This is a genomic window from Acetomicrobium sp. S15 = DSM 107314, from assembly GCF_016125955.1.
Lineage (GTDB): Bacteria > Synergistota > Synergistia > Synergistales > Thermosynergistaceae > Thermosynergistes > Thermosynergistes pyruvativorans.
In genome coordinates this window covers 1-387 of sequence record NZ_JADEVE010000157.1, presented here as the reverse complement: position 1 = coordinate 387, position 387 = coordinate 1, and the positions used below count along the sequence as shown (strand labels likewise).

General features: G+C 53.2%; 1 protein-coding gene. It reads right to left on the bottom strand.

The window, feature by feature from the left end; all coding sequences use genetic code 11:
• Window positions 1–169 (bottom strand): tripartite tricarboxylate transporter permease (locus EZM41_RS03890; RefSeq protein ID WP_269778851.1); only part of this gene is annotated, 169 nt, incomplete at its 3' end.
• Window positions 170–387: the final 218 nt, after the last annotated feature.

Here is a 387-nt window from a genome sequence, read left to right as displayed (position 1 = left end):
CAAAAATCGAGTATGGAACATCTGGATTTGTAACAAAAAGCATCGGTCCAGGCCTGAGTCCATGAATTATCAGCACTCCTAACATAATAGCTGTAGAACCTGAACCTGGAATGCCGAGGGATAACATTGGAACCATCGCCGCCGGAGCGTTTGAGCTCAGCCACGACAACCTCGCCGCTTACGCCCCTGGCCCTCCAATACAGATGCGGATCGAACTCTCCTGGTTCTCGAGCTTCGGAAAGCTGACGTGGAAAACCTATTGAGGCCGGACGATGTTGTAATCTCGGTATCTTGCGGTCAGTTCGGTCTCCGTTTCAGGGAGATGGCGAGCAGGATGGACTGTCAAATTGTCTCGGTAGATGTGCCGTGGGGGGAGGCGGTTGCCCC